25 protein-coding genes are annotated in these 25,895 nt (G+C 72.7%); 13 read left to right on the top strand and 12 right to left on the bottom strand.

The genetic code is table 11. The features are described from left to right. On the bottom strand, positions 1-241 hold a 241-nt coding region (locus PT931_RS35500), incomplete at its 3' end, for a glycosyltransferase (protein ID WP_456250108.1). Between the two features lie 61 nt (positions 242-302). After that, entirely contained in the window at positions 303-470 is a 168-nt protein-coding gene (locus PT931_RS35495; protein WP_456250106.1) for an LPXTG cell wall anchor domain-containing protein, read from the bottom strand. Between the two features lie 349 nt (positions 471-819). Between PT931_RS35495 and PT931_RS35490 the strand changes: the two genes are divergently transcribed. Both PT931_RS35490 and PT931_RS35485 read left to right on the top strand, forming a co-directional pair. Beyond that, positions 820-2,592: a DUF2334 domain-containing protein gene (locus PT931_RS35490; protein ID WP_456250105.1), complete on the top strand. Its 1,773-nt coding sequence runs from the start codon at positions 820-822 to the stop codon at positions 2,590-2,592. 2 nt (positions 2,593-2,594) lie between these two features. Next, complete coding sequence (locus PT931_RS35485) at positions 2,595-3,341, top strand: hypothetical protein (RefSeq protein ID WP_456250104.1); 747 nt, start codon at positions 2,595-2,597, stop codon at positions 3,339-3,341. Here PT931_RS35485 and PT931_RS35480 read toward each other — a convergent pair. The 3 genes from PT931_RS35480 to PT931_RS35470 form a co-directional block, all read right to left on the bottom strand. Next, a complete protein-coding gene (locus PT931_RS35480; protein ID WP_456250103.1) occupies positions 3,298-4,434 on the bottom strand; it encodes a hypothetical protein in 1,137 nt (378 codons plus the stop codon). The genes PT931_RS35485 and PT931_RS35480 overlap by 44 nt on opposite strands. A 3-nt stretch (positions 4,435-4,437) precedes the next feature. Then, positions 4,438-4,770, bottom strand: coding sequence for a PadR family transcriptional regulator (locus tag PT931_RS35475; protein WP_456250107.1), 333 nt, complete (start codon positions 4,768-4,770; stop codon positions 4,438-4,440). A gap of 85 nt (positions 4,771-4,855) precedes the next feature. Continuing rightward, positions 4,856-5,089, bottom strand: a complete 234-nt coding sequence (locus tag PT931_RS35470; protein WP_456250102.1) for a lipopolysaccharide assembly protein LapA domain-containing protein — start codon at positions 5,087-5,089, stop codon at positions 4,856-4,858. A 283-nt stretch (positions 5,090-5,372) separates the two neighbouring features. Between PT931_RS35470 and PT931_RS35465 the strand changes: the two genes are divergently transcribed. From PT931_RS35465 to PT931_RS35445, 5 genes are all read left to right on the top strand, one after another. Beyond that, the gene (locus tag PT931_RS35465; RefSeq protein WP_456250101.1) at positions 5,373-6,161 is read left to right on the top strand and encodes an NAD(P)-binding domain-containing protein; all 789 of its coding nucleotides are present in this window, start codon (positions 5,373-5,375) and stop codon (positions 6,159-6,161) included. 139 nt (positions 6,162-6,300) lie between these two features. Continuing rightward, on the top strand, positions 6,301-6,780 hold the full coding sequence (locus PT931_RS35460) for a SigE family RNA polymerase sigma factor (RefSeq protein WP_456250100.1): 480 nt from the start codon (positions 6,301-6,303) through the stop codon (positions 6,778-6,780). After that, positions 6,773-8,086 (top strand): TolB family protein, encoded by a 1,314-nt coding sequence (locus tag PT931_RS35455; protein WP_456250099.1) that lies wholly within the window; start codon positions 6,773-6,775, stop codon positions 8,084-8,086. The genes PT931_RS35460 and PT931_RS35455 overlap by 8 nt, the downstream gene beginning before the upstream one ends. Positions 8,087-8,198: 112 nt before the next feature. Beyond that, entirely contained in the window at positions 8,199-8,330 is a 132-nt protein-coding gene (locus PT931_RS35450; RefSeq protein ID WP_456250098.1) for a hypothetical protein, read from the top strand. Then, positions 8,327-8,500, top strand: coding sequence for a hypothetical protein (locus PT931_RS35445; RefSeq protein ID WP_456250097.1), 174 nt, complete (start codon positions 8,327-8,329; stop codon positions 8,498-8,500). The genes PT931_RS35450 and PT931_RS35445 overlap by 4 nt, the downstream gene beginning before the upstream one ends. On the opposite strand, the gene PT931_RS35440 is transcribed toward PT931_RS35445, so the two are convergent. Beyond that, positions 8,495-9,721: a serine hydrolase domain-containing protein gene (locus PT931_RS35440; RefSeq protein WP_456250096.1), complete on the bottom strand. Its 1,227-nt coding sequence runs from the start codon at positions 9,719-9,721 to the stop codon at positions 8,495-8,497. The genes PT931_RS35445 and PT931_RS35440 overlap by 6 nt on opposite strands. Positions 9,722-9,882: 161 nt before the next feature. Here PT931_RS35440 and PT931_RS35435 point away from each other — a divergent pair, with 161 nt between their 5' ends. Next, positions 9,883-10,386, top strand: a complete 504-nt coding sequence (locus PT931_RS35435; RefSeq protein ID WP_456250095.1) for a hypothetical protein — start codon at positions 9,883-9,885, stop codon at positions 10,384-10,386. A 51-nt stretch (positions 10,387-10,437) separates the two neighbouring features. Here the strand turns inward: PT931_RS35435 and PT931_RS35430 are convergent, their stop codons facing one another. Then, positions 10,438-13,536, bottom strand: a complete 3,099-nt coding sequence (locus PT931_RS35430) for a discoidin domain-containing protein (RefSeq protein WP_456250094.1) — start codon at positions 13,534-13,536, stop codon at positions 10,438-10,440. A 195-nt stretch (positions 13,537-13,731) separates the two neighbouring features. On the opposite strand from PT931_RS35430, the gene PT931_RS35425 reads away from it, so the two are divergent. Further along, positions 13,732-15,453: an Hsp70 family protein gene (locus tag PT931_RS35425; RefSeq protein ID WP_456250093.1), complete on the top strand. Its 1,722-nt coding sequence runs from the start codon at positions 13,732-13,734 to the stop codon at positions 15,451-15,453. A 25-nt stretch (positions 15,454-15,478) separates the two neighbouring features. Here the strand turns inward: PT931_RS35425 and PT931_RS35420 are convergent, their stop codons facing one another. The 3 genes from PT931_RS35420 to PT931_RS35410 form a co-directional block, all read right to left on the bottom strand. Beyond that, positions 15,479-16,678 (bottom strand): hypothetical protein, encoded by a 1,200-nt coding sequence (locus tag PT931_RS35420; RefSeq protein WP_456250092.1) that lies wholly within the window; start codon positions 16,676-16,678, stop codon positions 15,479-15,481. A gap of 174 nt (positions 16,679-16,852) precedes the next feature. Beyond that, the gene (locus PT931_RS35415) at positions 16,853-18,157 is read right to left on the bottom strand and encodes a dicarboxylate/amino acid:cation symporter (RefSeq protein ID WP_456250091.1); all 1,305 of its coding nucleotides are present in this window, start codon (positions 18,155-18,157) and stop codon (positions 16,853-16,855) included. 133 nt (positions 18,158-18,290) lie between these two features. Beyond that, positions 18,291-18,788, bottom strand: a complete 498-nt coding sequence (locus tag PT931_RS35410) for an anthrone oxygenase family protein (RefSeq protein WP_456250090.1) — start codon at positions 18,786-18,788, stop codon at positions 18,291-18,293. Positions 18,789-19,083: 295 nt separating this feature from the next. On the opposite strand from PT931_RS35410, the gene PT931_RS35405 reads away from it, so the two are divergent. Further along, complete coding sequence (locus PT931_RS35405; protein WP_456250089.1) at positions 19,084-19,467, top strand: hypothetical protein; 384 nt, start codon at positions 19,084-19,086, stop codon at positions 19,465-19,467. A gap of 9 nt (positions 19,468-19,476) precedes the next feature. Here the strand turns inward: PT931_RS35405 and PT931_RS35400 are convergent, their stop codons facing one another. Beyond that, positions 19,477-20,409 (bottom strand): hypothetical protein, encoded by a 933-nt coding sequence (locus PT931_RS35400; protein ID WP_456250088.1) that lies wholly within the window; start codon positions 20,407-20,409, stop codon positions 19,477-19,479. 111 nt (positions 20,410-20,520) lie between these two features. Continuing rightward, positions 20,521-21,648 carry a serine hydrolase domain-containing protein gene (locus tag PT931_RS35395; protein ID WP_456250087.1) on the bottom strand — a complete coding sequence of 376 codons (1,128 nt, stop codon included), beginning with the start codon at positions 21,646-21,648 and terminating at the stop codon, positions 20,521-20,523. A gap of 239 nt (positions 21,649-21,887) precedes the next feature. Here PT931_RS35395 and PT931_RS35390 point away from each other — a divergent pair, with 239 nt between their 5' ends. From PT931_RS35390 to PT931_RS35380, 3 genes are all read left to right on the top strand, one after another. Then, positions 21,888-22,391, top strand: coding sequence for a SigE family RNA polymerase sigma factor (locus PT931_RS35390; protein WP_456250086.1), 504 nt, complete (start codon positions 21,888-21,890; stop codon positions 22,389-22,391). Beyond that, positions 22,373-23,257 carry a hypothetical protein gene (locus tag PT931_RS35385; RefSeq protein ID WP_456250085.1) on the top strand — a complete coding sequence of 295 codons (885 nt, stop codon included), beginning with the start codon at positions 22,373-22,375 and terminating at the stop codon, positions 23,255-23,257. The genes PT931_RS35390 and PT931_RS35385 overlap by 19 nt, the downstream gene beginning before the upstream one ends. Before the next feature lie 140 nt (positions 23,258-23,397). Then, positions 23,398-25,299, top strand: a complete 1,902-nt coding sequence (locus tag PT931_RS35380; RefSeq protein WP_456250084.1) for a PQQ-dependent sugar dehydrogenase — start codon at positions 23,398-23,400, stop codon at positions 25,297-25,299. Positions 25,300-25,895: the final 596 nt, after the last annotated feature.

The raw sequence follows: 25,895 nt of genomic DNA, 5'->3' as shown, positions 1-25,895 counted from the left end.
GGATCCGCGGGTCCACGATCATCGACAGCACCACACCGGTGTCGTCGTCCGAGCCGTCGTCGACGACCAGAACCTTCACGGGGGTACCGGGCGTGGACAGCTCCGCGGCGGCGTACACCGTGCGGTCCACCACACGTTCCTCGTTCAAACAGGGAACGATGATCCAGTACTGCGCCGGACGGGGCGCAGTTGCCCGCCGGCGGCGAGCCGGACGCGTCCCGCCCCACGAAGCGAACGCCATCAACAGGATGTGCGCCGGCCAGGCGAGCAACAACACCAGACCCAGGACGGAACGCGCCACCTCAGGCGTCGGTGCGGCGACGACCGCTGCGGATCAGCAGCGCTCCGCCAACGAGCAGGGCCGCACCGGCGGCGATGATTCCGATCAGGCTCACACCGGTCACGGGCAAAGTTGCCGCCCCGCCACCAATCACAACAACCGGGACAACGGGAACCTTGGTCTGACTCATGGACTGTTCCTTCAAGATGCAAGTAACGGGAGGGAGATCGTTCCACGACTATGCCCTCGGAGTTCCGCAAGTGTGAGACATCCGACTCACGCGACGGGCACAACGTACCGAGAGGTGTTTTTCCTGCTGGTGGGCCCAATATGGACGCCGCCGAATTTCGGAACCGCGTATCGGATCATCTCGGAGCGCACCGTCCGCAACCGGACCGGGCGCGGGGCTCTGTCGGCAATCCGCCAGCCAAACGGTCCCTGATGTCAGGCACAGGTAGGCCGTATTGTCTCCGCAGAGCAGTCGCGCCCAGCCGGCGACGAATCCGCCCTGCCACCACCCCCACGATCGGAGCATGTGAATGAGAACCCGCCTCAGGGCAGGTTTGGCCGCCTCGATGCTGGCCTTGCTGGTACCCGTGCTCTCCGCGCCGGCCGACGCCGCGCCCCGCGACACCCGCCACGGTCACGGCCACAACCACGGCAAGCAGGGCAGCGAGACGGTCGACAAGTCGTCCCTGCCGGCCCCGCCCCGCCCGCAGCAGGCCCGCCCGACCCAGCGGATCGTCAAGCCCACGGTCCAGCGGCAGAAGGCCCCGGTGCGCACGTCGGCCGGCCAGACGCTCGCGCCGGCCAACGCCAAGACGGCCGCCGGCGTGAAGACGGGCGCCAACACGCTCGTCCTGTACGACGCCACCGGCCCCTACGCCTGGCTCGGCGAGATCTACGGTACCCAGAACGCGCAGTTGCTCTCGCACTTCGGGTCCTGGACCGCGCACCCGGTCGGCGACTACGTCGCGGGCGAGATGGCCGGCTTCACGGCCGTGTTCTATGCCGGCTCCACCTACGACGAGCCGCTGCCGGTCGCCTTCCTCGACGACGTGCTCGCCGACACGAAGCCGGTTGTGTGGGCATATGACAACATCTGGCAGCTCACGGCGCGCAGTGCTTCGTTCGGCACGGACTACGGGTTCATGTGGTCCGGGTTCGACTTCGCCTCGGTCAGCCAGGTGCAGTACAAGACCCGGTCGCTGACCCGGGACCCGCAGAACGCCGGCGGGATCATGAACGTCTCCATCTCCGACCCGACCAAGGCGACCAGCCTGGCGACGGCGGTCCGGGCCGACGGCACCACGTTCCCGTGGGCGGTCAAGGCGCGCAACCTGACCTACGTCGGTGAGATTCCGTTCTCCTACGTCACGCATGATGACCGCTACATCGCGTACAGCGACCTGCTGTACGGCACGATCGCGCCGCAGACCGCCGAGCGGCACCGGGCGCTGGTCCGGATCGAGGACGTCGGGCCGGACTCCGACCCGGACGAGCTGCGCGCGATCGCCGACTACCTGAAGTCGAAGAACGTGCCGTTCTCCGTCGCCGTCTACCCTGAGTACCGTGACCCGCTGGGCGCGCAGCACAACGGCGTGCCGACCACGCTGAAGATGCGCAACGCGCCTCTCGTGATCAGCGCGTTGAAGTACATGGTGACGAAGGGGGGCACGCTGCTGATGCACGGCTACACGCACCAGTTCTCGAACGTGGTCAACCCCTACGACGGGGAGAGCGCCAACGACTTCGAGTTCTACAGCGCGCACGTCGACCCGGTCACCAACTCCGTGATCTACGACGGCCCGGTCCCCGGTGACTCGTACAACTACGCGGCCGGCCGGATCGCCTCCGCGTTCGCCGAGTTCGCCGCCTCCGGGCTGCCGAAGCCGACCATCTTCGAGTTCCCGCACTACGCGGGCAGCGCGGTCGACTACCAGGCGGCCAAGGACAAGGTCGGCGTCCGCTACGACCGTCCGCTGCACTTCACCGGGCAGCTGTCCGGCGGGGCCCCGGACTACACGAAGACCGTGGGCCAGTTCTTCCCGTACCTGGTGCGGGACGTGCACGGTTCCGTGGTCATCCCGGAGAACCTGGGCAACATCGAGCCGGACCAGTACAACAACCACCCGGCCCGGCTGCCCGCCGACATCATCGCCACCGCGCAGCGCAACCTCGCGGTCCGCGACGGCATGGCCAGCTTCTTCTACCACCCGTACCTCGGTACGGCGTACCTGAAGACGACGGTCGAGGGCATCCAGGCCAGCGGGTACACCTTCGTCTCCGCCGCAGCGGTGCAGGTGCCCTGATCGTGCGACGAAGCCGGTGGCTGGCGGCGCTGTGCGTGCCCGCGGTGCTCCTGACCGCGTGCACGGCGGCGCCGGCGCCGGCACCCTCCCCGACGCCGGAGTCCGCTCCGGCGTCGGGGGCGTACCCCACCACCCCGGGGACCTCGCCGTCGCCCGGGGCGGCCCGCACCTCGGGCCCGGCACCCGTTCCCCTCGCGGGGGACTGGACCGCCACGATCTACTACACCGCCGTCCAGTCGATGCACACCGGACCGGCGAAATCCGTCAAGGGCTGCCCGGTCCTGGACTGCTCCCGGGGCGACACCGACCTCGGCAGCTACCCGTCGGACTTCATCCAGGCGGTCAAGGACGAGGGCACGGGCCGGATCACGGGCGGCAAACACGCCGGCAAGTACCTGAACTGGTCCCACGACGTCGGGTACTGGCTCGACACCGCCCCCCGTGACAGCCACGGCGGCACCCTCGTACCCTTCGTCTCCGCGGCGGCCGACCCGAACGTGCTGGCCCGGGGCGTACGCCTCGTGCTCACGGTCTGCGGGGCCGACGAGTCCGGCGACCCAGTGGACGACAAGGTCTGCGCGCGGCTCCGCCAGGCCGAGTGGACGATCACCGACGAGTTCACCCCGGGCCTGGGCGGTTCGCGGCACATCGACCTCTACGTGGGGGAGGAGACCGGCCCGGGCTTCACGAAGAGTCCCTGGTTCATCACCCTGACGAAGGCCCGGGTCTCGAAGCTCCCGCCGAGGTAGACCTCCCGCCCGGTTCCGTTCCACGCGCGCGGATCGGCGCCGCGGCCAGGGCCAGGGCGACGACCGCCAACGCGAGGACCACCGTCGCCACCGCCCGGACGACGGCCAGCTCCTGGATCGCGGACAGGATGACGGCCGGCACCACGGTGAGGAACATGGACGGCTCCGACGACCCTCCGCTGAGCCCGGCCCCCACCGCGAACTGGAGCTGCAGCAGGTCGGTGAAGCCCATGACGACGAGGATCGGCACGGCGCACACCGTCGTCGTCGCCTTCACCCCGCCCTCGTGTCGGCGGTGACGCTGCAGGATCCACGCCGTCAGCGTCCAGCCGGTCAACGTGCCCGCCGCGAACCCGGCGACGGCGACGGCCGTGAGGTCGGACAGCTGGCTCTCGAACCGGAGGTGCAGCGCCGGCCCGCCACCGGCGTCGTGGTAGGCGGCCACCTGCACCTTCAGGCCGTTCTTCTCCGCGCCGAAGTGCCGGGTGCCGTCCTGCTGGACGGTGAGGTCGCCGAGCTGCCAGCCGTCGGTGGCCAACCGGGACCGGGCGTCGTCCACAGTCGACGGCAGCAGGTGGGTGGGGGTCCAGAAGACGACCGTGACATGGTCGACGCCCCGGTTCTCCTCGAACGGGTCGTCGAAGGTGACGACCTGGTCGCCGTCGGGGCGCCAGTCCTCGGGGCAGTAGTAGGTGCACGCGACGACCGGCCCCGCCAGGTTGCGCGCCGTCTGCCCGGTCGCGAGCCGCGCGACGGCGACCGCCTCCCGCTCGCTGGGCACCGAGGCCGCGGCGGAGTACGTCAACGCGACGGCCGCCGCGCCGGCGGAGGCGAAGAACAGCACGGCCACCACCGTGACGAACACGTACTGCAGTCCGGCCGGCGGCCGGAACCGGCAGCGCAGTCCCCGGCCGACGATGTCCAGCGCGTCCGCACCGGATGGTCGTCGCTGGCCGGGGCGGGATCCCTCGAGGAGGGTACTGAGGATCTCCAGGCCCCGCTCCTGGCGGTACCAGTCCGGGTAGGCCCACAGCAGGCGCCGGTAGCGGCGGCGCAACAGCCCGGTGGCGTCGACGGGCCCGGCGGGGTCCACGGTTCAGACCGCCGGGGACGGGCCGGCGTGGCCGTGCCGGCGGAGCCGGGCCGCCGCGACGGCGGCGTTGGCGCGTAGCTTGGCGACCTCGACGGCCAGCCTGGTCGCGCCCGCGTCGGTGAGCCGGTAGTAGCGCCGCAGCCGGCCCTGGACGGCCTCCTCGGAGTCGACCACCACCAGGCCGCTCTCGGTGAGCCGGTCCAGCACCGCGTACAGGGTGCCGGCGCGCAGGGTGACCCGCTCCTTCGACAGCTCGCTGACGGCCTGCATCACCGCGTACCCGTGGAGGGGTCGTCCTGCCAGGGCGGTCAGGATGAAGAACGTCGGCTCCTGCATGCTCATGCCGCCGAAGCTACCGGCTCCCGATATATGAAGTCAAGAAGACTATCGATGGGTACCGGGCCTCTCGGGCCGGCCCCGGTCAGCGCTTCCGGCGGAACCAGGGGAAGATCGAGCCGACGACCAGCCCGGCCACGAACAGCACCAGCATCCACAGCCAGGCCGGCGCGTTGAACTCCCAGCCCAGGAAGCTGACCTTGCCGTTGGCGGTGTTCTGGAAGACGAACACCAGGGCCAGTACGCCGATGACCAGCCCGATGACCAGTTTCGGCGACAGGGTCCGGGCCCGCCGCTCGCCGTCGACCGCACCGCTCATGGGTCACGCACCTCTCCGGGTCCGCCGCGAACGCCGCCGCTCACCGGTGCCGGTAGGGCGGAGCGTGTTCGCCGTCGAACAGCAGTATCGCCGAACGGGCGCGGCGGGGGAGCCGATCGCCGAATCAGCCCCCGGCGGTCGTGGTCCGGGGGCCGGTGGCGCGGAGTCGACCACCGCCGCGCCGCCGGACGGTGGGACCGGGGCCCGCGCAGGGGCGGGTGAACCTGTCTAATGATCGACGGGAGACGCCGGTCGTCAGGGCGACGTGAGGGGAAGGCTGGTCATGGAGAACAACGCGGGGTCGGCGGCCGTGTTCGGATTCGTGGGCGCCGGCGCGCTGACCGCGGCCGTGGTGGAGGGCCTCAGCGCGCACGTCGCGGACCCGCCCACGGTCCTGCTGTCGCCGCGCGGCCGGCAGATCGGCCTTGACCTGGCCGCCCGGTTCCCGAACGTGCGCGTGTGCGCCTCCAACCAGGACGTGGTCCGCGACGCGACGACGATCGTGCTCGCCGTGCGGCCCCAGCTGGCCGACGAGGTGCTGGCGGAACTCCCGTTCCGGCCCGGGCAGGCGGTGCTCAGCGCGATGGCCGGCGTGCCGCTGGCGCGGTTGCGCGCGCTGTGCGCGCCCGCTGATCGGGTCGCCCGGGTCATCCCGCTGCCGGCGGCGGCCCGCGCCCGGAGTCTGACGGTGCTCTACCCGGAGCACCCGGCGGGCCGTGACCTGTTCGGCCGGGTCGGCGGCGTACTCGTGCCGGGCGAGGAGCGGACCCTGGACGCGTTCAGCGCCGCGACCGCCACGTTCGCCGCGCACCTGGACTACCTCGCCACCATCGCCGGCTGGCTCGCCGACCAGGGCGTCGAACCGGAGGTGGCGACCGCCTACACCACGCACATCTTCGGCCAGCTGGGACAGGCCCTGTCGGAGCACACCGGCCCGCTCGACCCGCTGACCGAGGAGTACATGACGCCGGGCGGGATCAACGAACAGCTGATGGCGGACCTCCGGCGCGCCGAGGTACCCGGCGTGGTCCGCCGCGCCCTCGACCGGGTGCTGGCCAGGCTGCGCGGATAGCGGGCCCGCGCGGACCCGGTGCCGGGGCGGCCCGCCGACGGAGTGGCCCTCGAATGCGGGCCAGACCGGGGGCCACGGAAAAAACCCGGCCCCGGGCCGCAACCGAACCGGCCAGCTGCGCGCCTTGCACACTGTGACGGTGACTCTGGCTCCTGGCGTGACCGACGACGTGGGGTTCCGCGCCGTCTACGCCGACCACTTCGTGCCCCTGGTCCGGTTGGCCTACGTGACCACCGGCGGATGGCCGGCCGCCGAGGACCTGGTCCAGGACGTCTTCGTCGACCTGTACCGGCGGCGCGACTCGGTCACCGACCCGGTCGGCTGGCTGCGGCACGCCACGGTCAACCGGTGCACCTCCTGGGTGCGGCGCCGGATCGTCGAGCGCCGGCACCACGGCACGGAACGGCCGGGCGTCGTCACCCCGGCCGGGGCGGACACGGTGGCGGTCCGGGCGGCCCTGGCCAGGCTCCGGCCCCGGCACCGGGCGGCGGTGTTCCTGCGGTACTACCTGGACCTGTCCGAGGCCGAGATCGCCGCCGCGCTGGGCTGCCGGCCCGGCACCGTGAAGTCCCTGCTGCACCGTGGCCTGGCCGTACTGAAGGAGCAGCTCGATGTCTGAGTCCCGGATCACCGCGGCGCTGCGCGAGTTCGCCGAGACCGCCCCCGCCCATCCCGACGTCACCGCGGTCATGACCCGGCCCGCCCGCCGGTCCTGGCTGGTCCCGACACTGGCGGCGGCGGCCGTGGTACTCGTGCTGGCCCTGGTCGTGCTCGTACCCGTCCGGGGCGGCCAGCGGCCGGCGGCGGGCGAGGGCCCGAGCCTGCCGGCCAGGTTCCCCGCGTACTCGTTCCTCCAGGGCGCGATGACCGGCCCGTTCGGACGTGCGATCGCCGTCTACTCGAACGGCACCGGCCACGAGGACTTCACCTACGCCCAGCAGATCGTCGCCGGGGCCGACCGCGACGTCTACCGGGAACTGGACGTGCCCACCGGCCCCACAGACGGTGGTGTGCACCTGCGGCTGTTCCCCGACGGCCGGCGGATCGTGTTCGCCAGCGCCGGCCCGAGCGGCGAGCTGATCCTCCTCGACCTGACCACCGGAAAGAGCACGGAGATCCCGGCCAGGGCGGGGGCCTACGTGCGACCGCTCGCCGTCTCGCCGGACGGCCGGCACGTCGCCTACTGCGTCGACGGCCAGTACCGGGGCGCCCCCGGCCCGCTGTACCTGCTCGACCTGGCGACGGGGATCAGCACGGCGCTGAGCTCCACCGACGTGGAGACCGCCGCGTTCTCCCCGGACGGCACCCGGCTGGCGATCCAGGACACCGCCGGGTACGCGGTGCCGCCGGTCCGGATCATCCGGCTGGACAGCAGGCTGGAGCGCACCGTGGAGCCGCCCCCGGACGCCCGGTGGTCCCGGCTCGCCGGCCCGGAGGCCTGGTCCCCGGACGGCCGGTTCCTGGTCAACCAGACGATGATGACCGGCGACGTGCTCACCTACCAGTTCACCGACGCGACGGGTACCGGGGCGGCGGTCCCGACCGCGATCCGCGCCGAGGACCTCTTCCCCAGGGCCTCGGGCGACGCGGTGCTCGGTTGGCGGTCGCCGACCCGGATGCTGGTCAGCGGCGGCGACGTGGACGGCACGACGTCGAACCTGATCTCCGAGGTGGACGTCACCACCGGCGGCCACCACGTGGTCAGCCGGTTCGAGGTCGGCGCGCGCGACGACCTGGCCGTGCTCGACGTCCAGCTCGCCACCGGGCTGCTCGCCGACGTGACCGTCCGGCCCGGCGGCGACCCGGACCGGGGGCCGTGGCCGACCTGGGCGGTGGTGACCTCGCTGCTCTGCGCCTCGCCGTTCGTCGTGGCGGGGGTGCTGTGGTGGTGGCTGCGTACCCGACGCGCGCGGCGTCGGCCGTGACCTCCCGGCCCGGGGCCCGGCGGCCGACGTGCGCGCCTTCCGGTACCCGAAGAAATTGAAGTTTGACAATGTCTTGAGAATCCGGGACGCCACCGCGGTGGGATCCTGGGGCATGCCCATCATCTCCAGGCTGCTCACGGCAGCCGCCGTCGCCCTTGTCACCCTCGGCATGACGCCCGCCGCCCACGCGGCCGGCCCCGCCGGCAACGTGTTCACCGTGTGGGACGGCGCGTCCTACGAGTGACGTGTACGAACCGGCCGGCCGGCCTGACCTGGCAGCACATCGTGACCTGTGGCGAGGGCGGCTGGGGGTACGCCGGCGCCTACGGCCCCGTCGTCACCGGCAGCGGCACGTCGACGGCGGTCTGCGCGTCCATGGGCTACGACGAGTCCGAGTTCCACCCGACGTCATGACGGCGACCCGGTGGGCGCGGGCTCCGGGTACAGCGCCCGGATGATCGCCATCGCGAGGATGTTGGCCGGCTGACGGCCGTCGGGGCCGGCCGTCAGCGAGGTGAGCACCACGACGGTGACGTCGCGCACCGGGTCGCCGGCCATGAACGAGTTGAACCCGGGCAGCTGCCCGTCGTGCCCGTACAGGGGGCCGAATTTCGCGATGCCGAGCCCGTAGCCGGCGCCGCCCGGGTTCGCCGGATCGGACGGCTGGACGCTATCGATCCGGATCTTCTGGGTGGCGGCGTTGAGGAGACCGCCGCCGACCAGCGCCTTCACGTACCGGGTCAGGTCACCGGCGGTGGAGATCGCCCCGCCGGCCGCCCAGGTCCACGAGGGATTGTCGCTGGTGTGGTCCGTGGGGAGCAGGGTGCCGGCCTTCGCGGCGGCCTGCTCGGCGGCGGGCAGCGCGGCGTCGGTGAGGGTGCTCACGTTGGTGCCGAACAGGTAGCCCTGGGGGTGCGGCGCCGGGATCGCGACGTCGTCGATGACGGGCATCCGGGTCTCGGGCATGCCGACGGGCTCGAAGATCCGGGTCCGGAACTCGTCCTGCAACGGCCTGCCGGTCAGCTTCTCGATGATCAGGCCGAGGAGGATCGTGTTGGTGTTCGAGTAGTGGAATCCGGCGCCGGGGGCGAAGTAGGGCTGCTTGCCGAACGCGATCGCGAGCAGCTCCTCCTGCTTCCACACCCGGCCCGGGTTCGTGTCGAGCTGGACGTTGAACTGTTCGTCCTCGGAGTAGTTGTAGAGCCCGCTGCGCATGTCGAGGAGCTGGGTGACGGTGATGTTGTCGCCGTTGGGCACGTCGGGCCGGTACTTCGACACCGGGTCGACCAGGGCCAGTTTGCCCTCCTGGACGAGCTGCAGGATCACCGTACCCGTCAGGGTCTTGGTGTTCGAGCCGATCCGGAAGTGGTCCTGGGCGGTCACCCGCAGGTCACCGGTGAGGGCGCGCTTCCCGAACGTCTCCGTCCAGTCGCCCCTGTCCCTCGAGGTGATCATGACCACCGCCCCGGGCACCCGCATCTCGTCGAGAATGGTCTGCAGGGCCGGGCGCAGTGTCGCGGCGTAGCCGGGTGGCGTCGGGTCCGTAGTCGCGGGTTCGTCGGCGTCCCCGCCGCAGGCCGCGCCCACCAGGGCGAAAACCACGAGAACAACGCTGAGGGTACTGAATCTCCGCATGTCCGCCTCCACCCGTTTCGCCCCACTCGACACTACCGGTCCGCCGGACGGCGGGTGGCCGGTCCGCCGGGACGGCCGGCGACGGATCTGAGTAGCCGGGCTCAGGCGGCGCCGGACCGGGCGGGTGATGCTGGACCGAGCGCTGACACGAGGGGGCACGAATGTCCGAGCACCGGATCCGCTGGGCCTGGCTGGGGGAGACAGCACGGGTCGGCGCGGCGGCGGGGGTGGGCGGCGCGCTGGGCTGGTTCCTGTCGGCCGTCCTGGACTGGGCCGCCGGGGGCGCCGCCCGGGAGTGCGCCGGCGCGGACGCCGACGGGACACTGTGCTTCGGGCTGTGGTCGATCGGGCTCGGGTTCGTGGTCTCCGTGCTGGCGGTGGCCGTGGCCTGGGTGCTGTGCGCCGGGCTGTCGGGGGTGAGGCACCAGACCGCCACGATCCCGCTCGGCGTGGTGGTGGTTCTGTTGGTGGTGCTCTGGTTCCAGGGCGAGGCGGGCAGGTTCCACCCGACGTGGTTCTTCGCCCTGGCGATGGCGGTCGGGTTCGCGGCGCTGGCCGGGGTGCTGCGGCTCCTCGACGGGGCGGCGGGGGAACCCCGGCGCGGCTGGGCGGCACTGGGAGTGGTGCTGGCCGTGCTCACGGCCGCCGTGCTCGCCCGGCTCTGAGGCCGCCACGACGGTGGGCCGGATGGCGACGCCACCCGACCCACCGGGGTCTCAGCTGCCGTACAGGGTGAGCTCGGCCGCCGAGGCGTACCCGAGTCCGTTCTGCGCGCTCGTCGCCCTCAGCCGGACGTACCGCGCGGTGACCGGCGCGAACGTCACCGTCCTGGCCGCGCTGCCCGCCGCGAAGGTCCCCGAGGCGATGGCGGTGCCCCAGCTGACCCCGTCGGTGGAGACGAACACCTGGTAGTTGGCGATGGTCCCGTTGGTGCCGCCGTCCTGCCGGGGCAGGTAGTCGAGGCGGTCGACGGTGTGGTTGGCCTCCATCCGGATGTCCAGGGTGTGTGGCATCGGCGCGACCCCGCCGCTGTACGCGGTGTGCCACAGGGTGGACGCGTTGCCGTCGACCGCCCTGGCCGCCGCGCCGTTCTCCGCCGAGGTCTCGGCGCTGTCGGCGGTCGCGGTCCATCCGGCCTTCGGCAGGGCGGCGGAGGCGGAGGGCCGTCCGTACAGGTTGACCTCGGCGGCCGCCGCGTAGCCGAGCCCGTTCTGCGCGCTCGTGGCCCGCAGCCGCACGTGCCGGGCGCTGACCGGCGCGAACGTCACCGTCTTCGCGCCCGGGCCCGCGCTGAACGTGCCGGTGGCGACCGGGGTACCCCACGTGGTGCCGTCGTTGCTGACGGAGACCTCGTAGTTGGCGATGGTGCCGTTGGTGCCGCCGTCCTGCCGGGGCAGGTAGGTCAGTTTGTCCACGGTGTGGGAGGCGCCGAGGTTGAGGTCGAGGCGGTGCGGCATCGGGGAGACGCCGGTGCTGTAGGCGGTGTGCCAGATGGTCGCGGGGTTGCCGTCGATCGCCCTGGCCGCGGCCCCGTTCTCGGAGGTGGCCTCCGCGCTGTCGGTGGTCGCCGTCCAGCCGGTCCGGGGGATGACCGGGGAGTCGCCGCCGGTCGGGGCCTCGTCGGTGGGCGCGGCCTGGAACACCGCGACCTCGAACGGGGCGAGGGTGACCGTCACGGGGGTGGCCGTCGCGGCCACGAACCCGGCGTGCGTGCCGTCGCGCTCGGTGAACTTGTAGGTCCCGTGCGTGCCGGTCGGCAGCTCGAAGACCGTCCTCGGGTTCACGGTGTACGTCTGCGGGCTCGCGCTCGGGTTGCGCAGCATCATCGTGCCCTTGGACGCGCCCGCCGCCGAGGTCCACGCGGCGGTGCCGTAGACCTGGCCCTGTACGGCGTCCCCGCCGAGCCAGTGCACGTCGCTGAGCAGCTTCTCGTTGTCCCGGGCCCACTTCGCGTTCGCGGCGAGGGTGTCCCACCACCAGCTCGCCCCCGGCACGTTCGGCCGGACCAGGGTGTTGCGGACGTAGAGCTCCTGCAGGCCGAGGCCGAGCGCGAAGTACGCCTTGATGTCCTGGCCGACCTCGTCCCGGGTGGACTGCTTGGTCAGGTCGTAGTCCGCGGTGAAGTACGTGCCGCTGTTGGAGAAGATCACGCCGTGGTTCATCACGCTCGGCACCGGGAACAGCGGGTTCTGCAGCACCTCGTTCTTGTAGGTCTCCGAGTCGCGGTAGTTGACGTACCGCTGCGAGGTGGTGCCCGCGCCGGCGGTCTGGGCGTCGTGGCCGTCGCGCCAGATCGAGTCGACGTACCACAGCCAGTACGGCGAGCCCCAGGTGCCGACGGTCGCGTTGACCCAGACGTCCTTCTGGTGCGCGCGCAGGTCCCCGACCAGGGTCAGCAGCGCCTCGTAGTCGGCGAGGTAGGCGGCGTTCGGGCCGCTCTGGTAGAGCCCGCCGCCGATGCCGTCGAACTTGAACCCGCGTACCCCCTGGTTGTCCATCATGTCGAAGGCGACGTCCCGGAACCGGGCCCCGTACTTCGCCCCGCCGAGCTGGAAGGCGCCGTTGGCGGTCTCCAGCCGCTCGCCGGCGGGCTTGCTGGCGTTGAGCGCGAGCCGGGACGAGGCACTCTGCCCGTAGCCGCCGAAGGGTGACATCCACACCGACATCGACGCGTTGCCGTAGCTCGCGGCGGCGGCCTTCTGGGCGGCGAACCCGTCGGGGAACTCTGTCGGGTCGAAGTCCCACACCTTCAGGTTCGACTCGTCGGCGACCTGCGGGGAGCGGACGTAGTCCCAGCCGTCGTCGACCCAGAAGCTGTCGATCTTCGCGCCCCGGTTGCCGAGCTCGGTGCCGAACAGGTTGATCGCGGTGGTCAGCTCGGTCGAGTCGACGTTCTCGCCCGGCGGCTTGAGGTCGAGCCAGCTCTGGTAGTGCAGGAACGTGCGCCGGGCGTGGGCGCGCTCGCGGTTGACGTAGTACTGGAAGGACCGGCGCAGCTGCCCGTCCGGCGCGACGCCGAGCGCGGCGCTGTACCGCCAGGTCGTGCCCTGGGCGAGGTCCCCGGCGCGGGTGACGGCGATCCGCACGCTGGTCCCGGAGACCGTCGCCTTCGCCGTGGGGTTCTCGACGCCGAGGAACGCCGACTCGGCACCCGCCGCGCCGAGGACGACCGGACTGCCGTCGTCCTGGCCGAGCACCCGCGCGTCGGCGGCGGTCAGGTCGATCAGGCGCAGCGACGTGATGTCGAAGGTGCCCGCGACGGACCGGACCGCGAACTTGTGCTGCAGGGTGTTGGCGCCGTCGCGCAGCAGAGCCGTCCAGTCGACCTCCAGGGTCCTGGTCCCCGAGGTGTACCGGTAGGTCGTGGTCACCGCCCTGCCCGCCGACCGCTCCGCCAGCCGGGCCGAGGAGGCGTCGGCGGCGACGGTGCTCAGCGCGGGGCCGGCCGTGCGGGTGGAGTTGGCCGTGGTGATCGTGCCGCCGTCGGCCAGGGTCAGGGTGAACAGGCCGGCGACCGTGACCGGGGTGGCCGTGCCCGCGCTGTTGGTGAAGCTCGTGAGGGAGACGGACGTCCCCACCGACCACGTCGTGGCCAGGGCGGCGTTGCCCAGGGTGAACGTGGTGCCGGAGACGGAACCGGTCGCGGCGCCGGGCACGGGGCCCGGGAACACGATCCCGTCGGCGACCGCGAAGGCCCGGTCGGCGGGTACCGCGGCCGTCGCGGTCGGCGGGCCCGACACGGCCACCGCTCCGCCCGCCAGGACCGCGAGGACGACTCCCGAGGCTCTCGCCCGGGCAACCAGTGAACCGGACATACGCCACTCCCATCCGTGTTGCTCGCACCACTGTGGTTCCCCGAATTAGGCCATCGAGTGACATGGATTGTCAACAGTTGATCGAAGCAGGCTCAAATCTTGCAACTTCAAGCACAGACGAGTACTCGTCGGGCCCGCCCGCCGACCCGGACGCGGCGCCAATGTGGAGCGCGGCCCGGGCTAGGATTCGCGGCTATGGGCGGATACCGGCTGGCAGTGGACTACGGCACCTCCAACACCGTCGCCATGCTCGCCACCCCGGACGGGCGGGTGCGCCCGCTCCTGTTCGACGGCGCCCCGCTGCTGCCCTCGGCGGTCTACGCCCAGCCCGACGGGATCGTCCTGACCGGCCGCGACGCGCAGAACAGCGCCCGCCTGGACCCGGCCCGCTTCGAACCGAACCCGAAACGCCGGATCGACGACGTCGAGATCCTGCTCGGCGACCATTCCTGGCCGGTGGTGGAACTGGCCGCCCGCACCCTCACCCGGGTCGCCACCGAGGCCGCGCGCACCGCCGGGGGACCGCCGGCCGAACTGGTGATGACCTGCCCGGTCACCTGGGGCCCGGTCCGCCGCGACGTCCTGACCAGGGCCGCCGCCCGCGCCGGGCTGCCCCGCCCCACCCTGGTCCCCGAACCGGTCGCCGCCGCCGCGTACTACACCTCGGTCCTCGGCCAGGAGGTCCTCGGCGGCCGCAGCGTCGTCGTCTACGACCTCGGCGGCGGCACGTTCGACGTGTGCGTGGTCCGCCGGGAGAACACGGGCTTCCACGCGCTCGCCTACCGCGGCATCGACGACTTCGGCGGCATGGACCTGGACGCGCTGGTCGTGGCGCAGCTCGCCCAGGCCGTCGCACCCGGCGCGCCGGAGGCCTGGCAGCGGCTGAGCCGCCCGGCCGACGCGGCGGACCGCAGGCACTTCCGCGCGTTGTGGGACGACGCCCGCACGGCCAAGGAGGCCCTGTCCCGCCAGTCGCAGGCCACGGTGTTCGTCCCGGTCGTCGAGCGGGACGTGCACGTGTCCCGGGAGGCGTTCGAACAGGCCGCGAGCGGCGCGTTGCGGCGCACCATCGACGTCACCCTGGCGACCCTGCGCGAGTCGCAGACCGGGCCCTCGGACGTGGCCGGTCTGTTCCTGGTGGGCGGGTCGACCCGGGTGCCGATGGTGGCTACCCTGCTGCACCGGGCCACCGGGATCGCGCCCACGCTGCTGGAACAACCGGAGACCGTCGTCGCCGAGGGGGCGCTGCGCGCCGTGCCGGGCAGGGCCGCCGCCGCACCGGCCGCCCGGGGCGAGGCGGCGCCCGGTCCACACGGCCCGCGCGTCGTCGCGCCCTCTGTCCCGCGCGTCGTCGGGTCCTCTGTCCCGCGCGGCGTCGCGGCCGTCGTCCCACCCCGTGGCGCGTCCCCCGTCGCACCGGGTGGAGCATCGCCCGGTGCGCCCGCCGGCGCGTTCCGCGACCCGGCCGGTGTCGCAGCGCCCTTCCCGCCGGGGCAGGCGGTGCCCCGGCCGTCCAGGTCTCCGGCGAACCCGCTCGTCGGGCCGGCGCTAGGCGCGGTCATGCTGGCGATCGGCATGCTCACGCTGCTGGTCACGCCGAACGCGGCGGCCCACGAGCGGTGGCTGTTCCTCGGCTGCGCGGCCGGCTCCGCGCTGTTCTGCGTCGGGGGCGTCCTGTCCTGGTTCTGGCGGGGGCTGCCGCCGCTGGCCAGGTTCGGCGTACCCGTCGTGCACCTGCTGCTCACCGTGTACTGGTTCGCGAAGGTCTGGGATCTGGCCATGGGCCTCAAACTCACGCCGTCCTTCGTGCGGACGGCGGCCTGGATCCTGGCGGGGGTGACGGCCGTGCTGTTCCTGCTGACGGCAGCGACCCTCGGCGTGCGCCGCCGCGACCCGGCGGTCAGCGGGCCGCGCTGAACCGGGTGCCGGCTCGACGCCGGTGTCAGCGGTCCGGTTCGCGGAAGTCGACGTCGCTGGTCGGCGTGAACGTTCCCGTGACGACCGCGCGGACGAACGTGTCGCCCTCCTGCGAGATCCGCAGCGTGAACTGCTGCAGCACCCCCAGGTCCCTGCCGCCCAGCCGCAGCGGTCGGCGCACCTCGTACAGCGGGGACCACGGGGTCTCGTAGTAGCAGGTGACCTCGCCGTCGCGGTGGTAGGCGATGTCACCGGCGGCGAGCGCGGCGTCGACCGAGTCCTTCAACGCCAGCGTGGCGGCCGGGTCCGGGTCCCGGTCCCACAGGTCGGCGATGGCCTGGCGGGCCCGGTGGCTGTTCCGCCACTGGTGCACGGTCGCCGGATCGGTGTACACCCACGGATCGAACCGCGCGCCGCCGGGCAGCCGGGCGAGGTCGGGGCGCGGGGCCGGGCGCGGCGGGCGGAAGTCCCGGTCCAGCAGTCGGGGCATGCACGCCAACTGCCCGACCGTGAACCACAGCCCCAGCGCGTGCTTGAGGTTGTCCTCGATCAGGTCGTGCAGCCGGACGTCGGGGCTGGCGGTGGCGACGGTGCGCAGGCTCAGGGCGTAGTCGAGGGCCGCCGCCGCCTCGGCCGTCATCTGGCGGAGCTGGTTGACCGCCCCGCGGTGGCTGGCGGGCACGTCCCCGGTCTCCAGGGCGTGCAGCGCGAACTCGGCGTGCTCGCACACCGGCGGGATCGCGGCGAACATCGCCGCCATGTGTTCCGGCGGGCACGGGGTGACCTCCACCCACGGCGGCAGTGCGGCCGGCAACGCCAGCTCGGCGGCCAGGTCGTAGTCGGGGTTCGCCCGGGACTGGCGGGCCCGGCTCAACCAGCCCCGCACCGCCGTGAACCACTCCGACACCTGCCCGAACGTCACCGGTGGCACGAACCCGGCCGTCCGGGGCCTGGCCGCGTAGTCGGCGTCCAGGAACGCCTCGCCGAGCGTCTGCAGCACGTACGCGTTCCAGGTCGCCAGCAGCTGGGAACCCACCGCCGGGCTCGCCCGCCACAGGGACACGCCCTCCGCGGCCAGCGTCTCGCGCAGCCGCTCGCCGGCCAGCAGCTCCCCGTAGGCTGCCTTCCCGGCCTGGCGGAGGGCCTCCAGGAGGGTGGCGTCCTTCTCCCCGTTCAGGAACGCGCGCATCCTCGTCAGTACCGTCGGGGAACCCACCTCGGTCATGCTCGTCCTTCGCTCGGGAGGACCTGAGCGTAGGCGGAACCCGCCCGCTCGCGCTGTCCCGGGACGGCCGGGCCGCGAAGGTGGCGGCGGCCGGCCGGCGCGGAGCCGGAGGGCGGCGGAGCCGGGAGGGCGGCGGCGCGGGCCGCCGGTGCGGCGGTGCCCGGGTCGGGGCCGTCAGGCGGGCGCCGGTGCCGTGGCCGGTTCGGCGGGCGCGGCGGGCCCGGCCGGCTCCAGTCCGCCGGTGCCGGCCGAGGCGTAGGCCTCCCGGTCGAGGGTGCCCTCCCGGGCCGCCACGATCGTGGGCACCAGGGCCTGCCCGGCCACGTTGGTCGCCGTCCGGATCATGTCGAGGATCGGGTCGATCGCCAACAGCAGGCCGGCGCCGGCCAGGGGGAGGCCCAGGGTGGTCAGGGTCAGGGTGAGCATCACGATCGCGCCGGTCAGCCCGGCGGTGGCCGCCGACCCGACCACGGACACGAAGGCGATCAGCAGGTAGTCGGTGACGGACAGCTCGATGCCGAACACCTGGGCCACGAAGATCGCCGCCAGGGCCGGGTACACCGCCGCGCAGCCGTCCATCTTGGTGGTCGCGCCGAAGGGCACCGCGAAGGACGCGTACTCCCTGGGGACGCCGAGGCGCTCCACCACCCGCTGCGTGACCGGCATCGTGCCGACCGAGGAGCGCGACACGAACGCCAGCTCGATGGCCGGCCACGCCCCGGCGAAGAACCGGAGCGGGTTGAGCCGGGCGACGGTCACCAGCAGCAGCGGGTACACGACGAGCAGGACGATCAGGCAGCCGACGTACACGTCGATGGTGAAGGTCGCGAGGGGTCTGAGCAGGTCCCAGCCGTAGCTGGCCACCGCGTGCCCGATCAGGCCCAGCGTGCCGAGCGGGGCGAGGCGGATCACCCACCACAGTGCCTTCTGGGTGAGTTCGAGGACCGCCCGGTTGAGGTTCACGAACGGCTCGGCCTTCTCGCCCACCGCGAGGGCGGCGGCGCCGACGACCACGGCCAGGAACACGATCTGCAGCACGTTCGGCTTGGTGAACGCCTCGGTGATGTTCACCGGGATGATGCCGGTCAGGAAGTCCAGCCAGGTACCCGACCGGGCGGGCGCCTTGGCCCCGGCGACGTCGAGCTGCACGCCCCGCCCGGGGTTGGTGAGCAGGCCCAGGACGATGCCGACCGTGACCGCGATCAGGGAGGTGAGCGCGAACCAGAGCAGGGTGCGGCCGGCGAGCCGGGCGGCGTTGCGGACCTGGCGCAGGCTGACCAGGCTCACCACGATGGCGGTGAACACCAGGGGCGGGACGGCCAGCTTCAGGAGCTGGACGAAGATCGTGCCGATCCGGTCGAGCGTGGTGGCCAGCCACGACAGGTCCTGTTCCCTGGCCAGCAGGCCCAGCCCGACGCCCAGCACGAGCGCCAGCAGGATCTGCGCGGAGAACGGGAACTTCCTGAGACCAGCGATCATCGCGGTGTCCTAACTCTCCCGGGCATGACGAGTTCGTAGCGTTTGTCCATGCGGGGCTGAGCTAACCAGATCGACGGCCTTGAATCCAGGGGTCGGCCGGTGATGGCACAGTGGACGGGGGCCGCGCGTCGCCCTACGCCCCGGACGGCCCCCGGGCGGCGCGGTCGCCCGCGAGTCGGTCGCCCGCGACGGCCACCAGGACGAGCAGGCAGAACGCGAAGAACGCGGCGACGGTCCGCGCGGTGTTGAACAGTTCCCACCGGGCCAGGATCTCGGCGTGGTCCGGCGGGACGGTACCGACCGCCCAGACCTTGATCCGCGCGTTGATCGGGACGTTGCCGAACCGGGTGACCAGGAAGGAGGTCACGACCAGGGCGCCGGCCGCCGCGGCGATCAGGCGCGGCCGGCCGCGGGTCAGGACGGCCAGCGCGACGGAACTGAGGATGGCCAGCGCCATGACCGTCTGGATGACGGGCCCGTTCACCGCCATGAGCGCCGTGTGGAACGTCAGCCGCACGTCGAGGGGCACGGCCCGGAACCCGTGGACCAGGTTCACCGCCCCGTAGCCGAAGGCGCCGGCGAGCAGGCCGGTGGACAACAGGGCGAGCCCTCTGACCGTGGGTACCAGCATGGGTCTCTCCCCTCAGGGCCGCAACGGGAGTTGCGGCAGGGTCAGGCTGACACACGGACCCGGCCGAGTTGATCAGGGCCCTCGCCGTCCCGATCCGCCCCCTGCTCCTCGTCACCGGCGAACCGCTGACCCCCGTTGCTCGTTCCGGCGCTGACGGCTGACCCCTGTTCCGCGGGGCCCCGGGCGGCCACGGTGGAGGGTCGCCCCTTGACAACCGGGCGCTCGTGTAGTGCTCTATTCAATAGAGTTGCACTCTACTGAAAACACGTCGCGCCGCACAGACCTGGGAGACACCATGCTGAGGTACCCGTTGACAGGTCTCGCCCTGCTTCTCGCCCTGGCGGGCTGTGCGGGGCAGACCAGGGACGACCGGTCTTCGGGTGCGGCGTCCGGCGCGGCCCCCACCGCGGCGCGGCCCTGCGGCGGGATCGCCGACACGGTGAACCTGCACCTGCGGAAGTCCGTGGTGAGTGCGGTGAAGGTGGAGGGCCAGTGCACGACGGTGGTGCTCGCGACGACCCTCGCCGAGGAGGACTACGCGGCGGCGAGGCAGCTCTGCGACACGGCCGCCGAGGTGGCCTACACCGGCGACGTCAACGCCGTCGTCGTCCTGGCGGGGTCCGGCACCGAACTGGCCAACGGGATCGCCGGGGCCCGCTGCCTGACCCCCGGAGGTTGAGCCGGGGGCCTACTCCCACTCCCACCGGATGCCGGCGATCCCGCGGCTGGGGTTCTTCATCGGCAGGAGGGCGACGTGCTCGTTCGACGGCCGGATCTCCACCTCGGTGCGGGGATGTTCGGCGTGCGTCGCCTGGAACCGGTAGCACCGCACGGGCAGTTCCGTCGCCTCGAACCGCACCCGGAGCACGTAGAGTTGGAGCGAACCCGACAGGGCCCGGAAGTACTCGTTGTCCACACACCGCTGGTCGAACCGCGAGATGTACTCGATCATGAACGTCTCGCCGGCGTTGTACACCCGGTCGAGGAGCAGCTCCGTGCCGACGACCCGCTCGTCGCGGTTCCGCCGCACCCGGCCGACCCGGCAGTGCCGCAGGGCGGTCACGCCCATCGTGTCCAGATCGGCGCCGGGCTCGGCGAAGCTCAACTCGAAGTACCGGTCGACGCCGTCCACCTTCGCCTCCGACAGGACCCGGGTGTGGATCTCGAACAGGGTCCGGCCGGCCGTGAGCACGACCTCCTCCTCCATGTAGACGCCCGCCATGTCGTTGGGGGTCAGGGGCCAGAGCTCGCCGACGAACTTCGCGATCGTCGAACTGTTCGGCATCGACTCGTACGACGGGTTGCCGGCCGTCCCGAACGGGTGCCGGCCCCGGGACCGGCGCGGACCGAGCAGGGCCGTCAACGTGCCGGGGGAGTGGCCGAACAGCTCCTCCAGGGCCGTGACCGCCCGGAGGGACTCGATCCGCTCCGGGCGGTTGTGGCCGGTCTGCCAACTGCTCAGCGTGGCGATCGCGATCTGGACCCCGCGACGGGCGAGCCGGCTCTGGACCCCGTGCAGGGTCAGCCCACTGTCCTCGATCGCCGCGCGCAAAGCGGCTTCGAATGTGACATGCGTCCGGGTCCGCATCCCCACCTCCGCACTGACGATGATCTCGGACATCGAGCTGCGTGGCTCTAAAATTCCAGAGTTTCGCCAGGCTGGCAATGGTGGGAATCCGCGGTGCGTGCTACGGGGGGCGGACGCCGTGGTCGGCGGACGTCCGCCCACCGGTCACCGGGAGGCCGCGTCGGCGATCCGGAGCACGATCGCCGGCTGCCCGTCGGCCTTCTTCGTCGTCGCGTTGACCGAGTAGGCGACCACCCGTTCCAGGTCCCGGGTCGCGAACACGCCGCTGGAGTACCCGTAGCGGCTGCCCGTCTTGCCCCACACCGTGACGCCGTTCACCTCGAGCCGCATCAGCCCCTGGCTGTAGATCGCGGGACCGCCCTCGACGAGCGGCACCTCGGGCACGGTGAACAGGGCGGCCGTCATCTCCCGGCTGAGCAGCCGGCCCCGGAACAGCCCGGACAGGAACGTGTCCAGGTCGCGCGCCGTGGACACCAGACTGCCGGCGGACCAGGTCATGGACTGGTTCATCGAGGTTGCGTCCTTCAGCGTGCCGTCGACGGTCAGGTACCCCTTGGAGTGCGGAGTGGGCAGCTCCGGGTCGTCCCCCGGCTCGTAGGTGTCGCGCAGGCCCAGTGGTCGCGCGATCCGGTCCCGGACCAGCTCGCCGTAGGACCGGCCGGTCACCTTCTCCGCCAGCAGCCCGGCGACCAGGTAGCTGGTGTTCGTGTACATCTGCGCGGTGCCGGGCGCGAACTCGACCGGGTGCGCGGTGGCCGTCCCCACGACCTGCCGCGGGGTCCAGTGGTCGTAGCGGTGCGCGAGGACCCAGGCGGGGTCGTACATGCCGGGGATGTCGACGGAGGGCAGTCCGGAGGTGTGGTCGAGCAGCGTGCGGACGGGAATCGGCGGGTAGTCGGCCGGCAGCAGCCCGGGCAGGTAGTGCTGCACGGGGCGGGCGAGGTCCAGGCGCCGCTCCTGGGCGAGTTGCAGGACCAGGACGGCCGTGAACACCTTCGTGGTACTGCCGATCCGGAAGTACCCGTCGGGGTCGACCGGCGCGCGGGTCGTCGTGTCCGACACCCCGGACGTGCCGGTCCACCGGCCGGCCGAGCCCGTGACCCGCACCAGGGCGCCGGTCACGTCGGCGTTGGGGAGTTCGGAGATGGCCGCCGCCAGGGCCTTCGCGTCGGGCGGTCCGATGTCGGGACAGGACGGGCCGGCGGCGGCGGGGGACGCGGTGAGGGCCACGGCCGCGGCGACGGCGGCCCCGATCAGTACTCGTCTTCTCATCGCCCCAGCGTCCCGGTTCCCCGCCGCCCGGCCATCCGGCGAAACCCCCCAACCGGGAAATCAGGGTACCGGGGGTCGGACCCTGACATAGGACGGACCACAAGAACCATTCGCCGGGTACGGTGGCCCCGCGTCGCCGTCGCCGGGCGCGCCCGCCGTGGCCGAAACGTGATGTCACCGTTCCCGCGCGCGGGGCGTCTTCCGGGTGACGATCCCGACCCCGGCAGGAGAGAGCGCCGATGCGCGACAGCCCCGAGTTCGACGCGTTCTACGCCGCCACCGCCCCGCGCGTCATCAGCCAGATCTACGCGATGGTCGGCGACCGGTGCGAGGCCGAGGACGCCGTGTCCGAGGCGTACTCGCGGGCCTGGCAGCGCTGGGCCACCGTCGCCGGCCACACCGACCCGGCCGCCTGGGTCCGCACCGTCGCGTACCGGATCGCGGTCAGCAACTGGCGGCGTACGTGGCGGCGGGCCGTCTCCCACCGGCGCGCGGCCCCGCCGGACAACGTGCCGGCCCCGGGCCCGGACACCGTGACCCTGGTCGACGCGCTGCGCCGGATCCCGGCCGCCCAGCGCCGGGCGGTCGTCCTGCACCACCTCGCCGGCCTCAGCGTCGCCGAGATCGCCGAGGAGACCCACGCCTCGGTCAGCGCCGTGAAGGCGCGCCTGTCCCGGGGCCGGGCGGCCCTGGCAGTCCTGCTCGACGACAAGGAGACCCAGCCGTGTCCGACCACGACCTGAACCGCCGGCTCGCCGCGTTCGCCGCCGACGTCGAATCCGGCACGACGCTGGTGGCCGCGTCCGCCGTCCGCCGCCGGGGCGACCGCCGCCGCGCCACCACCCGGGTGGCCGCCGCGGGCCTGGGCACCGTACTCGCCGCCGCCGTCGCGGCCGCCGGCACCGCCGACCCGGTCCCGGACGGGTCGGTCGCCGGCCCCGGCGGACCGTCCGGCTCCGCGCGGCCGTGGCCCACGTGGGCCGGAACGACGGCCAGCGCCACCCCCACCCGGCCCGCGCCGCACTGGCCACCCGCCGACCTGCCCGCGCGGCCGGGGTGCGACCCGGCGCGGTCGACCGGCGGCCCGGCCAGCGGACCGGACCTGCCCGCCGCGCTGACCATGTTGCACGAGGGCGAGCCGGGCTGGACCGTGGACCGTTCCCGCACCACCCCGTCCCGGTTCAACCCGACGGGCGGCGCGGACGTCACCCTCGCGGGGCGGACCGCCGCGCGGACCCTCACCGGCCCGGGCCTCCCGATCGAGGAGGTGCACTCGCCGACGGTCGCCAGCCACCAGGTGTTCCTGTTCGCCGACCAGGCGGCGGCGCGGGCCGCCTTCACGGCGCTCGTGTCGGGCGGGGAGGCCTGCGGCTGGATCAACGCGCACATGAACCCCGACGAGGAGAACCGGAGGGTCAACCTGCGGTGGCGCGGGGAACCCGACGGTGACACCTACTGGCTCCGGGACGTGCTCCTGATCCTCCAGGGCCCCGCCCTGTTCGTCGCGGAGAGCTACACCGCCGGAGGGGGCTCGTCGAGCAGCCTGGCCGGCGTACGGATGAAACTGGTCCTGCAACCGCTGTGCGCGGCGTCGGTGGTCTGCGAGTGACGCTCCGGTCCGCCCGGGTGGGGCTCCGCGCGCCCGTCCGGTGGACCGGCACGTGCCAAAAAGGACTGTTTACCGTTTTACATTGAGTCTGATCAATGGGTGCGCTTAGGGTGGGGCAGTTTCCCCGTGAGGAGTCCGACATGCGCCCCCGAATCGCCCTAGCCCTCACCGCCGCCCTGCTCGCCGCGGTGGCCCTGCCCCAGGCCACCACGGCGGCCCCGCCACCCGGGACCGCCGCGGCCGGCGGCTTCGACTTCGCCCGGCCCCAGGTGGTGGCCACCGGGCTGGAGGTGCCGTGGGGGATGGCCTTCCTGCCCGACGGCAGCGCCCTGGTCGCCGAGCGGAACCGGGCCCGGATCATGCGGCTGAGCCCCGGCCAGTCCCCGACCGTCGCCGCGACCGTGCCCAACGTCGTGCCCACCGGCGAGGCGGGGCTGCTCGGCATCGCCGTGTCGCCCACGTACGCCCAGGACAGCTACGTCTACGCGTACTACACCGCGGCCAGGGACAACCGGATCGTCCGGTTCCGGCTGGCCACCCCGCAGACCCAGGAGATCGTGAGGTCGGGGATCGCCAAGGCCAGCATCCACGACGGGGGCCGGATCGCGTTCGGCCCCGACGGCATGCTGTACGCGGGGGTCGGCGACGCCAACAACACCGCCAACGCGCAGAACGTCAACAGCCTCAACGGCAAGATCCTCCGGATGCGCCCCGACGGCACGGTCCCGCCGGACAACCCGTTCGCCAACTCGCTGGTCTACAGCCTCGGGCACCGCAACGTGCAGGGCCTGGCCTGGGACGCGCAGGGCCGGCTGTTCGCCACCGAGTTCGGCCAGAACACCACCGACGAGGTCAACCAGATCGTGGCCGGCGCGAACTACGGCTGGCCGACCTGCGAGGGCACCTGCGCCGACCCGAGGTTCCGCAACCCGCTGACCACGTGGACCACCGCCGAGGCCTCACCGAGCGGCGGGGCGATCGCCAACGGGACGATGTTCGTGGCCGCGCTGCGCGGTACCCGGCTGTGGCTCGTGCCGTTGAACAACCCCGCCGGCCGGACGGTCGAACTCAACGGCGCCTACGGCAGGCTGCGCACCGTCGCCGTCGGCCCGGACGGCTACCTGTGGGTGGCGACCAGCAACCGCGACGGCCGCGGCACCCCGACCGCCGACGACGACCGGGTCCTGCGCTTCCCGCCGACCGGCGCGGACGACTACGCGATCGCCGCGAACCCCGCCGCCGGCCAGGTCACGCCCGGCGGCTCGGTGACCAGCACGATCAGCACCTCCGTGACCAGCGGGAACCCGCAGACGGTCACCTTCACGGGCGCGACCGGCCTGCCCGCCGGCAGCACGGCGTCCTTCAACCCGCCCAGCGTCCCCGCCGGCGCCAGCTCGACCCTGACCCTGACCACCGCGGCGACGACCCCGCCGGGCGTCTACTCCCTGGTGGTCACCGCCACCGGCCCGTCCGGCACCCGCAGCACCGGCTACACGCTGACCGTCGGCGGCACCGGCGGCGTCGTCTACTCCGACACCTTCGAGACCGCGACCGGCTGGACGGTCAACCCGGCCGGCACCGACACCGCCACCGGCGGCCCGTTCGAACGCGGGGACCCCGCCGCGACCACCTACAACGGACAGACCTTCCAGCAGGGCACCACCCCCAGCGGCGCCAACTGCCTGGTCACCGGCCGACTCGCCGGCACCGCGGCGGGCGACTACGACCTCGACGGGGGTACGAGCTCCGTCGGCTCGCCCGCCATCGCACTCCCGTCCGGCCGGACCCTGACCCTCACGTTCCGGTACTACCTCGCGCACTTCAACAACTCCAGCACCAGCGACGGTTTCCGGGTGAAGGTGAACGGCACGGTCGTGTTCCAGAAGCTGGGCGCGGCGACGACCGTGCCGGCGACCTGGCAGACCGGCAGCGTCGATCTCTCGTCCTACGCCGGGCAGAGCGTCCGGATCACGGTGGAGGCCACCGACGCGAGCGGGGCGAGTCTGGTGGAGGCGGCCGTGGACGACGTGCGGATCGCCTGATCACCGTTCCGGCGACGAGTGCTCCGCACGTCGCCGGAACGCCGGGGCCTCGGGATCTCGGGACCTCAGGACGTTGGGACCTCAGGACGTCGGGTCGCCGGGTCGTCGGGTCGCCGGGTCGCCGGGTCGTCGGGACGCCGGGTCGCCGGGACGGCGAGACATCGGGACGGCGTGACCTAGGGACACCGGAACGGCGTGATCTCGGGGCACCGGGCCGCTCCGGTCCGCGACACGCTCGACATGAGGTCTGACACCTCACGCCACCTGGCCGGGGGCCGGTCGTTTGTCCTGGTGGGTGACCGTCGCCGCCGGGTTCTGAGGGGTGCCTGGTGGACCAGGTCGGATGCCCGCACCGCCGCGCGGTGACGTCTCCTCGAGGGGTGGGGACGGCACCGCGCGGCGACACCACGCCGCCGGCACCGGCCGACGCGGCGCCCGCACCGGCCGACCCGACCCGACCCGGACCGGCCGCAGGGCCACCACGGCCCGCCGCGCCGCCCAGCACGGCCCGCCGCAGGGCTGCCACACCGTCCACCACGGCCGGCCGCCGGAAGTCCCGTGGCCCGACGCACCTGGTCAGGCGCCTGTCGGGGTGC

The sequence above is a fragment of the Longispora urticae genome (genome assembly GCF_053902585.1).
The sequence above is the reverse complement of the archived record's forward strand: the minus strand, read 5'-3'. Positions and strand labels throughout refer to the sequence as shown.